The organism is Nostocoides japonicum T1-X7 (assembly GCF_001046855.1).
Taxonomy (GTDB): domain Bacteria; phylum Actinomycetota; class Actinomycetes; order Actinomycetales; family Dermatophilaceae; genus Nostocoides; species Nostocoides japonicum.
This window is the reverse complement of the sequence record NZ_HF570958.1, coordinates 2,607,137-2,617,741: the sequence shown is the minus strand read 5'-3', so window position 1 is coordinate 2,617,741 and position 10,605 is coordinate 2,607,137. Positions and strand designations below refer to the sequence as shown.

At 70.9% G+C, this 10,605-nt stretch carries 11 protein-coding genes; 7 read left to right on the top strand and 4 right to left on the bottom strand.

The window, feature by feature from the left end:
• Both BN12_RS25175 and BN12_RS11700 read right to left on the bottom strand, forming a co-directional pair.
• Nucleotides 1-312 (bottom strand): hypothetical protein (locus BN12_RS25175; protein WP_048552665.1); only part of this gene is annotated, 312 nt, incomplete at its 3' end.
• Nucleotides 309-878, bottom strand: coding sequence for a sigma-70 family RNA polymerase sigma factor (locus tag BN12_RS11700; RefSeq protein ID WP_048552664.1), 570 nt, complete (start codon nt 876-878; stop codon nt 309-311). The genes BN12_RS11700 and BN12_RS25175, both read right to left, overlap by 4 nt.
• Nucleotides 879-1,765: 887 nt before the next feature.
• On the opposite strand from BN12_RS11700, the gene rsmI reads away from it, so the two are divergent.
• The 5 genes from rsmI to BN12_RS11675 all read left to right on the top strand — a co-directional run bounded on the left by rsmI (nt 1,766) and on the right by BN12_RS11675 (nt 7,059).
• Nucleotides 1,766-2,617: a 16S rRNA (cytidine(1402)-2'-O)-methyltransferase gene (gene rsmI / locus BN12_RS11695; protein ID WP_048552662.1), complete on the top strand. Its 852-nt coding sequence runs from the start codon at nt 1,766-1,768 to the stop codon at nt 2,615-2,617.
• Between the two features lie 338 nt (nt 2,618-2,955).
• Complete coding sequence (locus tag BN12_RS11690; protein WP_048552661.1) at nt 2,956-3,660, top strand: succinate dehydrogenase cytochrome b subunit; 705 nt, start codon at nt 2,956-2,958, stop codon at nt 3,658-3,660.
• Between the two features lie 13 nt (nt 3,661-3,673).
• Nucleotides 3,674-5,653, top strand: a complete 1,980-nt coding sequence (locus tag BN12_RS11685; RefSeq protein WP_048552660.1) for a fumarate reductase/succinate dehydrogenase flavoprotein subunit — start codon at nt 3,674-3,676, stop codon at nt 5,651-5,653.
• A 55-nt stretch (nt 5,654-5,708) separates the two neighbouring features.
• Nucleotides 5,709-6,452, top strand: a complete 744-nt coding sequence (locus BN12_RS11680) for a succinate dehydrogenase/fumarate reductase iron-sulfur subunit (protein WP_048552658.1) — start codon at nt 5,709-5,711, stop codon at nt 6,450-6,452.
• A gap of 22 nt (nt 6,453-6,474) precedes the next feature.
• A complete protein-coding gene (locus BN12_RS11675) occupies nt 6,475-7,059 on the top strand; it encodes a dihydrofolate reductase family protein (RefSeq protein ID WP_048552656.1) in 585 nt (194 codons plus the stop codon).
• 116 nt (nt 7,060-7,175) lie between these two features.
• Here the strand turns inward: BN12_RS11675 and BN12_RS11670 are convergent, their stop codons facing one another.
• Nucleotides 7,176-7,787 (bottom strand): mycothiol transferase, encoded by a 612-nt coding sequence (locus tag BN12_RS11670; protein WP_235432384.1) that lies wholly within the window; start codon nt 7,785-7,787, stop codon nt 7,176-7,178.
• Nucleotides 7,788-7,872: 85 nt separating this feature from the next.
• Nucleotides 7,873-8,661: a CPBP family intramembrane glutamic endopeptidase gene (locus tag BN12_RS11665; RefSeq protein ID WP_083454600.1), complete on the bottom strand. Its 789-nt coding sequence runs from the start codon at nt 8,659-8,661 to the stop codon at nt 7,873-7,875.
• A gap of 209 nt (nt 8,662-8,870) precedes the next feature.
• Between BN12_RS11665 and BN12_RS11660 the strand changes: the two genes are divergently transcribed.
• Both BN12_RS11660 and BN12_RS11655 read left to right on the top strand, forming a co-directional pair.
• Entirely contained in the window at nt 8,871-9,368 is a 498-nt protein-coding gene (locus tag BN12_RS11660; RefSeq protein ID WP_048552653.1) for a PH domain-containing protein, read from the top strand.
• A gap of 390 nt (nt 9,369-9,758) precedes the next feature.
• Nucleotides 9,759-10,605: PH domain-containing protein (locus BN12_RS11655; protein ID WP_162233082.1), on the top strand; the 847-nt coding region annotated here is incomplete at its 3' end.

Here is a 10,605-nt window from a genome sequence, read left to right as displayed (position 1 = left end):
ACCCGTCGCCCCGCCGGCACCCGTCGCCCCGCCTGTCGTTCCCGCTCCACCGGCGCCCCCGGCTCCACCGGCTCCGGTCCCGGCTGCCCCGCCTCCAGCGGCACCGCCGGCCGCTCCGCCGAGCCCGAGGGCGCCGGCGGCGAGCTCAGGGATGGGGACACGGTCGACCGCGGCCGCAAGGGCCGCGAGGGAGAGCGCGGCCGCGTCGGTCGTCGACGAGGGGAGTGGAGCCCGACCGGCGAGCGCGTCGAGAAGGGCGTCGTCGGCGAGAAGCTCGGCGTCGTCATACATCTCGTTGATGTCGTCGCTCATCGCCGACCACCCCCTTCCAGCCGTGCGCGAACGGACTTGAGCGCGCGGTGCTGCGCCACGCGGACCGCGCCGCTCGACATCCCCAACGCCTGGCCCACCTCGTCGGCGGACAGCTGCGCGACGACCCGGAGGAGCAGGACCTCGCGGTCGCGGTCGCTCAACGCGGCGAGCGGTTCGGCGAGCGCACGGACCTGGTCGGCCAGGACGACGGTGTCCTCGGGACCGGGGTTGGTCGAGGCCCGCTCGACGAGGACGTCGTCGCCGGTCGTCGAGGGGCGGCGGGCGGCGGACCGGCGCTCCATGGCGACCTTGTTGGCGGCGATGCCGAAGACGAACGAGGAGAGCCGGTGACCCCGGTCCTCGTAGGTCGGCAGAGCCGAGACAAGCGCCACGCAGGTCTCCTGGGTCACGTCTTCCGCGAGCTGCTGGTCTCCGAGGCGCGCCAGGCAGAACCGGAAGATCCGAGGGCGGAAATGCCGGATGAGGGTCTCGAGCGCCTGGCCATCCCCCTCCTGGACGGCAGCAACGAGCTCGGGCAGCCCCTCGTCACCCTCCGCTTGTTTCATTGCCGCAGGTCCCCAGCGTGTTACAAAGCCCCGGCATGACATACCTCGCGTATGCCATGTGGTCGCCCGGCCTGCGACACCGCCCTGCTCACCTCACCCCGCACGGCGGGCCACCCGGCGACATCACGCGAGGGTAACAGGCTTCGCGAGGAGACGCCCGGGTGACGGATTCAGTCGTCCGCATACGTCCGAACCATCCCTTTTATGCGTACGCTCGGGCTGTGACGGAGGATCTCGTCAAGAATCTTGCGTGGTGACTGTAACGAGACGGTGCTCGTGGCAATAGACCGCACGAGAGGAGCCACAGGTGGGGGTGGCTCACGGAACGTGGCGGCTCTCGGGCCGTCGCGATAGGGGGCCGCCGGAAAGGCCCGGGCCACCAGTCGGGCCTTTCCGGCGCGATGCTCCCCGCATGACGACATCAGCTCGGCACGTGCGGCAGGTGTGGGCTTCTCGTGGTTCGCCGATGCGTCGACGGCTTGTGGGGAAGCTGGCCAGCGTCAGGGGTCTTGCCAGCTTCCCCACAAGGACGCGTGAACCGCCGCCGATGCGCTCCAGGCGGACTGTCGCGCCGCGCCTGGTGCTGACAACCACGACAACCCCGCACGTGCCGACGTGCTGTCGGGGCGCGTCGGGGCGCACCGGGACGACATTGTCTCGGCACGTGCCGAGACCGACGTGGGGCAGGTGTGAGGTTGTCGTGGTCGTCTGGGCGGTTCGGCCACGGAAAGCCGGCATCTGCCGAGGCGGGGTGGGGCAGGTGTGAGGTTGTCGTGGTCTCGTCGTCGGTCCGACCACGGAAAGCCAGCATCTGCCGAGGTGGGGTCGCGGCCACGTCGCGGGAGATGGTCGCGGAGACAGTCGCGGGTCGCGGAGATAATGGCGCGGTGACGGACAGCGGAGGCGGGGGCGGCCGGCTCGTGCTCGGTGCGACGCCCATCGGGAACCCGCGGGACGCCTCACCCCGACTCCTCGAAGCCCTCGCCACCGCCGACGTCGTCGCCGCCGAGGACACCCGCCGCACCCGCCGCCTCCTCGCCGACCTCGGGGTCACGCCGGCGGGTCGGCTCCTCTCCTTCCACGAGCACAACGAGTCCGAGCGGACGCCCGAGCTCGTCGACCTCGTCCGCGGTGGAGGGACCGTCCTCGTCGTCACCGATGCCGGTATGCCGTCCGTGTCCGACCCGGGGTACCGTCTCGTCGCCGCCGCCGCCGAAGCGGGTCTCGACGTCACGTGCCTGCCCGGCCCGAGCGCGGTCCTCATGGCGCTCGCCGTGTCCGGTCTGCCCGTCGACCGGTTCTGCTTCGACGGGTTCCTGCCTCGGAAGCCGGGGGAGCGAGCCCACGCCCTGGCGGCCCTCGCGGCCGAGCGCCGCACGATCGTCGTCTTCGAGTCGCCGCACCGCACCGGGGCGACGTTGCGGGCGATGGCCGACGCGTTCGGGGCGGACCGGAGGGCGGCGGTCTGCCGCGAGCTGACCAAGACCTACGAGGAGGTCCGCAGGGGTCGGCTCGACGACCTCGCGGACTGGGCGGCCCAGGGCGTGCGGGGTGAGGTGACGATCGTCGTCGCAGGGGCGGCTCCGGAGGCGACCGACCTCGCGAGCCGGCTCCCCGGCATACGGGATCGTGTCGCGCACGGGGAGCGGCTCAAGGATGTCTGCGCAGAGGTGGCCGCGGCGACGGGACTGTCGCGCAAGGCCCTCTACGACGCCGTCATCGCCGACCGCCCCCGCTGACCTCCGCACGTGCCGAGTTGTTGTCGTCTCCAGGCGCGATCGACAGCATCTTCTCGGCACGTGCGACGAGGGTTCCCGCACGTGCCGAGTAGTTGTCGTCTCCAGGCGCGATCGACAGCATCTTCTCGGCACGTGCGAAAGGGGTCGCCCACCCAGGGGGCCGCGCCGACGCGCCAGGCCGCGACGCGCCAGCCCGCGCCGACGCGCCAGGCCGCCGACGCGCCCGACCGCGGCATACGTCCGACCCCGGCGTACGGGCCGGTAACCGGACGGATCTCACACGAGGTGAGGCTCACCTTCCACCGCACACGCTCCCTGTGAGGGGTAGGTTTCGGCTCGTGGCAACGACGACCTCTCCCGCGACGCGGCCGACGGCGCGCTCCACGACGATTGCCCTGAAGATGGTCATGGCGGTGACCGGCGCCATCTTCGCGCTCTTCGTCCTCGCGCACATGTACGGCAACCTCAAGCTCCTGTGGGGTGAAGAGGCATACAACGACTATGCGCACCACCTGCGGACGATCGGCGAGCCGATGCTCCCGTACGCAGGGCTCCTCTGGGTCCTGCGCATCGTCCTCCTCGTCTCGCTCGTCGCCCACCTCTGGGCCGCCTTCACCCTGTGGGGTCGCGCCGAGCGTGCCCGGTCCCACAAGTACGCCGTGAAGAAGCGGGTGCGTCAGAGCCTCTCGTCGCGGTGGATGCGCTGGGGTGGCGTGTTCATCTTCGTCTTCCTCGTGTGGCACCTCATCGAGTTCACTATCGTGAGGGTCGACGTCTCGGGTAAGCCCGTGCCCGACAATCCCTTCCAGCTCGTCGTCGACTCCTTCCAGGTGTGGTGGCTGACGCTCATCTACGTCGTCGCGATGCTGGCGCTCTACATGCACCTCGCGCACGGGGTCTTCAGCCTCAACCAGACCCTCGGATGGACGAACACCAAGGGGACGTATGCGAGGGCCAAGGTCCTCGGGCACGTCGTCGCCGCGGTCGTCGTCGTCGGGTTCCTCATCCCCCCACTCGCCGTCCTGTTCCGACTCGTCAAGTGAGGACGACCCAGAGATGACCGAGACCCCCAGTCGACCTCTCGTCCACGACCTCTACTTCGAGGGCACGCCGATCAAGGACACGAAGGCCCCGAACGTCTCCATCGAGCAGATGTGGACCAAGCGCGAGTTCGACGCCAAGCTCGTCAACCCGTCCAACCGCCGCAAGCTGTCCGTCATCATCATCGGCACGGGGCTCGCCGGCGCATCGGCCGCCGCGACGCTGGGCGAGGCGGGCTACAACGTGAAGTCCTTCTGCTACCAGGACTCCCCGCGCCGCGCGCACTCCATCGCGGCGCAGGGCGGCATCAACGCCGCGAAGAACTACAACGACGACGGCGACTCCGTCTACCGCCTGTTCTACGACACCGTGAAGGGCGGCGACTACCGCTCCCGCGAGAGCAACGTCTACCGGCTCGCCGAGGTGAGCGCGAAGATCATCGACCTGTGCGTCGCGCAGGGCGTTCCGTTCGCCCGCGAGTACGGCGGCCTCCTCGACAACCGCTCCTTCGGCGGCGTCCAGGTGGCGCGCACCTTCTACGCCGCGGGCCAGACGGGGCAGCAGCTGCTCATCGGCGCCTACCAGGCGATGGAGCGCCAGGTGGCGGCCGGCACCGTCACCCCGTTCACCCGGCACGAGATGCTCGAGCTCATCGTCGTCGACGGGAAGGCGCGGGGCATCATCGCCCGCGACATGGTGACCGGGGCGCTGGAGACCCACCTCGCCGACGCCGTCGTCCTCGCCTCCGGCGGCTACGGCAACGTCTTCTTCCTCTCGACGAACGCCATGGGCTGCAACGTCACCGCGACGTGGCGGGCGCACCGCAAGGGGGCCCTGTTCGCCAACCCGTGCTACACGCAGATCCACCCGACCTGCATACCGGTGAGCGGTGAGCACCAGTCCAAGCTGACCCTCATGTCCGAGTCCCTCCGCAACGACGGCCGGATCTGGGTGCCCAAGCGGCGCGAGGACTGCGAGAAGGACCCGCGCGACATCCCCGAGGAGGACCGCGACTACTACCTCGAGCGGATCTACCCCGCCTTCGGCAACCTCGTCCCGCGCGACATCGCCTCGCGTCAGGCGAAGTACATGTGCGACGACGGCCGGGGCGTCGGCCCGCTGGTCGGCGACTTCCGCCGCGGGGTCTACCTCGACCTCGGCGACGCGATGCGCCGGATGGGCAAGGAGCAGCTCGCCGAGAAGTACGGCAACCTCCTCGACATGTACCAGCGGATCACGGGGGAGAACCCCTACGAGGTGCCCATGCGCATCTATCCCGCGGTGCACTACACGATGGGCGGGCTCTGGGTCGACTACGACCTCGAGACGACCATCGAGGGCCTGTATGCCGCGGGCGAGGCGAACTTCTCCGACCACGGGGCCAACCGGCTCGGTGCGTCGTCGCTCATGCAGTGCCTCGCGGACGGCTACTTCGTGCTGCCGAACACGATCCGCGACTACCTCGCGGGCGGGCCGTTCAAGCCGGTCGCCGACGACGCGCCGGAGGTCGTCGAGGCGCAGCGTTCGGTGCAGGAGCGCATCGACAGGCTGCTGTCCATCCAGGGCACGCGGTCGGTCGACTCCTTCCACCGGGAGCTCGGCAACGTCATGTGGGAGTACTGCGGCATGGAGCGGACCGAGGAGGGACTGCTCAAGGGCATCGACCTCATCCGGTCCCTGCGGGATGAGTTCTGGCGCAACGTGCGGGTTCTCGGCTCCGCGGACACCCTCAACCAGAGCCTGGAGAAGGCCGGCCGGGTCGCCGACTTCCTCGAGCTCGGCGAGCTCATGTGCATCGACGCCCTCCATCGCCGGGAGTCCTGCGGCGGGCACTTCCGGTCCGAGTCACAGACCGAGGACGGGGAGGCGCTGCGCGACGACGAGCACTTCCTCTACACGGCCGCCTGGGAGTACGGCGGCGACGAGCCGCCCACGCTCCACAAGGAGGACCTCGTCTACTACGCCATCGAGCTGAAGCAGCGGAGCTACAAGTGATCACCCCACGAAGTTCTTCGTTCGTCACTCCCACCGATACGTCGCGGGGGCCCCGATGAGACTGACTCTGAAGATCTGGCGCCAGGCGGGTCCCGACGTCGCCGGCGACTTCGTCACCTACCAGGTCGACGACGTGTCCGGCGACATGTCCTTCCTCGAGATGCTCGACGTCCTCAACGAGCAGCTCAACAGCGAGGGCAAGGAGCCGATCGCCTTCGACAGCGACTGCCGCGAGGGCATCTGCGGCATGTGCGGTCTGATGATCTCCGGCCTGGCCCACGGTCCCGAGGTCACGACGACGTGCCAGCTGCACATGCGGTCGTTCTCGGACGGCGACACGATCACCGTCGAGCCCTGGCGCGCGGACGCCTTCCCCATCATCCGCGACCTCATCGTCGACCGGTCCGCCTTCGACCGGATCATCCAGGCCGGGGGGTTCATCACGGTCAACACGGGCGCCGCGCCGGAGGCCCACTCCGTCCCGGTCCCCAAGGCCAACGCCGACCGGGCCTTCGACTCCGCCAAGTGCATCGGCTGCGGCGCCTGCGTGGCGGCCTGTCCGAACGCCTCGGCGATGCTCTTCCTCGGCGCCAAGATCACCCACCTCGGGGAGGTGCCGCAGGGCCAGCCGGAGCGGGACTCGCGCGTCGTGAAGATGGTGGCCCAGCACGACCACGAGGGCTTCGGCGGCTGCACGAACATCGGCGAGTGCTCCGCCGCATGTCCCAAGGAGATCCCGCAGGACGTCATCTCCACCCTCAACAAGGATCTGCGGACCGCACTGCGACACGGGTACTGAACCGGCCCGGCATACTGCCGGGATGGGACGGCTCCGGTTCAGCACCATCTGCTCGCTCGACGGCTACACCGTCGACACCGACGGCAGCTTCGCGTGGGCGGCGCCCGACCCCGAGCTCCACGATGCGGTCAACGAGGAGGAGCGGCCTGTCGGCACATACCTCTACGGCCGCCGGATGTACGAGACGATGCGGTTCTGGGAGGCTCCGGACCTCGCGGGAGCGGGCGCGGTCGAGCGGTCGTATGCCGAGATCTGGCAGGCCGCGGACAAGATCGTCTACTCGCGCACGCTGACGACGGTGACGACGGCCCGGACGCGGCTCGAACCGGCCTTCGACCCGGCCGCGGTCCGCGCCCTCGTCGACGCCGCACCGACCGACGTGAGCATCGGCGGCCCCACCATCGCGGCCCACGCGTTCGCCGCCGGGATCGTCGACACCGTCGACCTCTACGTCCACCCGATCTCGGTCGGCGGCGGGCTCCCGGCCCTGCCGCTCGGTATGCGGGTGGAGCTGAGCCTCGTCCGGGAGCGCCGGTTCGCCTCGGGCGTCGTCCACCTCGGGTATGCCGTGCGCCGGCCCGACACCCCGCGGCCCGCGGGCGCCTGAGCGCGACGTCGCCATCTCCGCTCGGGAAGCACCGTCTGCGCTCGGAACGCCGCGTCTACCCTCGAGACGTCAGGCTGATCCGCGGAGCACGGGAGCCACCGTCCGGGTACCCGGCGTCAGGGGCGCCAGTCGGAGGGAGGGTCCTCGCCCACGCGGCCGTCGACGGCCTCCCGCAGCAGGTCCGCGTGGCCGGTGTGCCGGGCATACTCCTCGATGAAGTCGACGATGAGGCGCCGCAGGTTCGCATGGTGGCCGGCGCCGTCGTCGATGGCCACCTCCTGGTCGAGACCACCGCGCTCGAGCGCGGCGGCCACCCGCTCCCGCGAGCGGGCGACGGCACCGCCCCACAGGGCATACAGCTCCTCGGGGGAGTCCTCCAACGCCGTGCGGAACTCCCAGTCGTTGCTCAGGTCGTGGCCGAGGGAGCGCCACGGCTCGCCGTCCCATTCGCCGGTGAGCTTCACCGTGAAGTGGTAGTCCTCGCACGCGGCGAGGTGCTTCAGGAGCCCGGCGAGCGTCATCGTCGAGGCGCCGATCCTCATGCGCAGGCCCGCCTCGTCGAGGCCGTCCGCCTTCCACCGGAACGTCGCCCGCTGGCGCTCGAGCGCGCCGAGCAGCGCCTCCGTCTCGGTGCCGGCGAAGGGCGGCTCCCACGGCGGGGCCACCCGGTCCGTCGTCGCGTCGCCCGGTCCCGGGTCAGGGACCGCGGTCGTCATGTCATCACTCATGCTCTCCACCGTAGAGCGATCCTCGTCGGGTGGCTCCGGCCGGACCCGGTCGCCCTGTCGGACGGCCCGACAGCGGGCGCCGATCTCACAGCCAGTGGAGGTGGTCCTTGAGGAGCGTGTACCCGACGAAGGCGACGACGTCGAGGATCGTGTGGGCGACGACGAGCGGCCCGACCCGTCTCGCGCGGGTGTAGACCCACCCGAAGACGAGGCCCATGATCGCGTTTCCGGCGAAGCCGCCGAACCCCTGGTAGAGGTGGTAGGAGCCGCGGATGAGGGCCGAGACGCCCATGACGAGCGGCAGCGACCACCCGGCCCGCAGCCATCGCGCGTAGAGGTAGCCGATCATGACGACTTCCTCGAGGACGGCGTTCTGCGCGGCCGCGAGGACGAGGACGGGCACCGACCACCAGTGGTCGGTGAGGTTGGCTGCCGCGACCGTCGTGTTGAACCCGAGGGCACGGGCCCCGGCATACAGACCGAGACCCGGTATGCCGACGAGCGCGGCGAGTCCCGCGCCCCGGAGCAGGTCCCTCGCCGGCTGTGCGAGGTCGAACCCGATGGTGTGCCGGGCCCGAGGGTCGTCACGCGTGAGGAGGACGACCGCGAGGAGTGCCGGCACGACGCCGAGGACGACACCCGTCAGCTGGTAGGCGAGGTCGAGCCACGGCCGGTCGGGCGTCACCGAGTTGTTGAGCGTCGAGGTCTGCGCCGAGAGCGGCGTGCTCTGAGTGAGCCGGTTGACGATGTCGAGGAGCGAGTAGATGCCCGAGGCGCCGAGGGACACTCCGAGGAGGAGGAACGACTCGGCGAACAGGTAGCGGCGGCCCGGCCCGGTCGCTGCTCGGGGAGGGGGCGCCGCCTGCGAGGTCACGGCTGCAGCGTATGCGCCGTCGCTCGCCGCCGGGTTCCGCCCCTTCCAGCCGGACGGAGAAGTTGCGTCGGGACGGAGGAGTTGCTCCGTCCCGACGCAACTTCTCCGTCCGGGAAGCCGGCGACGCGGTGGAGGGGAGGATGTCGGCCCGTCCGCGTAGGCTCGGAAGCGAGATCCAGCCGTATGCCGACCGAGGGGGTCCAACGCCGATGTCGACCGAGTCGGTCCTGCGCCTGCGTGAGCCGACCCAACGGGTCAGCCCACGGGCGCGCCTGCTCTGGGTCGGTCTGGCGATCCTCCAGGGGGCCGTCCTCCTCGCCGTCCTGCTCCTGCTCACCCTCGTGTGGCACGTGTTCGACCTCGCGTGGTGGATGGTCGCGCTCGTCCTGCTCGTCGGCATCGCGTATGCCGTCGTCATGCCGACGTGGCGCTGGCGCGTGCACCGGTGGGAGGTGACCGACACGGCGGTGTACACCCAGCACGGGTGGTTCGTCGTCGAGCGACGGATCGCCCCGCTCTCGCGCGTGCAGACCGTCGACGTCCACCGCGGGCCGCTGTCCCAGCTGCTCCGACTGTCGGCCGTCACGGTGACGACGGCCTCCGCGGCGGGACCGCTGCGCATCGAAGGACTCGACGCCGAGCTCGCTGCCCGGGTCGTCGACGACATCACGACGCGCACCGAGGCCGAGCGGGGGGACGCGACATGACCGATCCCGGAAGTCAGGGATCCGAGCGGGGGGACGCGACATGAGCGATCCCGGGCGTCAGGGATCCGAGCGGGGGGACGCGATATGAGCGACCCCGAGCACCGGCGGCCCGAGGGCACCGACGGTGCCCGGACCACCGCCGGCGCCGAAAGCGCGGACGCCGCCGGAGCCGCCCGACCGAGCGAGGGCGCCGGGGGCCCGGTGGCAACGGGTTCGGATGTCGATGCAGGCGTTCGTGGTCGCGGGGCTTCGGATGCCGAGGCAGCGGTGCGTGGTCACGGGGTTGGGGCGCCGGAGGACGGTCCTGGAGCGGGTTCCCGGGTGATCGGGTCGAGTCCGCAGGCGCCGGATGCGGGAGCACCGGCCCCCGCCGCCCCGCTGGAGGGCCCGGTGCCCGAGGATACGAAGTGGCGGCGGCTCGACCGCCGGATGCTCTTCGTCCACCCCGTCAACGAGCTCATCCGGTTCCTCCCCGCCCTCATCGTCCTGTTCCTCTTCCGCCAGTCGGGCGATGGCGACGAGCTGTGGCACCTGCTCCCGGTCGTCATCGTCGTCGGCATCGGTGTCCTCCGGTATGTCACCACGTCGTTCCGGATCACTCCCGAGCAGATCCAGCTGCGCAAGGGCTTGGTGAGCCGGCACATCCTCTCGGCGCGCCTCGACCGCGTCCGTACCGTCGACCTCACCTCCAGCCCGATCCACCGGCTCCTCGGCCTGAGCAAGGTCGTCGTCGGCACGGGGTCCGCCTCGAGCAAGCGCGACGAGTCGTTGTCCCTCGACGCGCTCGGGACCCAGGAGGCACGCGGGCTGCGCGCCGAGCTGCTCCACCACCGGGCCGTCCCTGTTCCCGACCACGGCCCCGCGGTCCGTGCTCCCCTCGGTGACGGTCGGACCGGTCCCCTCGGTGATGGTCGGACCGGTCCCCTCGGTGATAGTCGAACCGAGTCCATGGGCGACAGCCGATCCGGATCCACCGCCGCGGATGCCGATGCTGGCACAGCGCGGGCGCCAGGCGGCGCGGGGTCGGCCGGCGTCCCGGCCGGGGCGGCGGCATACGACAGACGCTCCGGAGCGGAGCAGGAGGCGGCAGCGGGTCCGGGCACTGGGGCGCCGGGTCAGCGGGACCATGCCACGCCCGCCGGGGCTGCGGCTGGCGGGGACGGCACGGCGCTCGAATCGGTCGCGACGGTTCAGCGGCATGGGCCGGGCGCCGATGCCGTACCGGCGAGCGGCGGGG

What these genes read in the sequence shown, in the direction of transcription:
- BN12_RS11700 (WP_048552664.1), bottom strand. Translation starts at nt 878, where the DNA reads ATGAAACAAGCGGAGGGTGACGAGGGGCTGCCCGAGCTCGTTGCTGCC.
- BN12_RS11685 (WP_048552660.1), top strand. Translation starts at nt 3,674, where the DNA reads ATGACCGAGACCCCCAGTCGACCTCTCGTCCACGACCTCTACTTCGAG.
- BN12_RS11680 (WP_048552658.1), top strand. Translation starts at nt 5,709, where the DNA reads ATGAGACTGACTCTGAAGATCTGGCGCCAGGCGGGTCCCGACGTCGCC.
- BN12_RS11675 (WP_048552656.1), top strand. Translation starts at nt 6,475, where the DNA reads ATGGGACGGCTCCGGTTCAGCACCATCTGCTCGCTCGACGGCTACACC.
- BN12_RS11670 (WP_235432384.1), bottom strand. Translation starts at nt 7,787, where the DNA reads ATGAGTGATGACATGACGACCGCGGTCCCTGACCCGGGACCGGGCGAC.
- BN12_RS11660 (WP_048552653.1), top strand. Translation starts at nt 8,871, where the DNA reads ATGTCGACCGAGTCGGTCCTGCGCCTGCGTGAGCCGACCCAACGGGTC.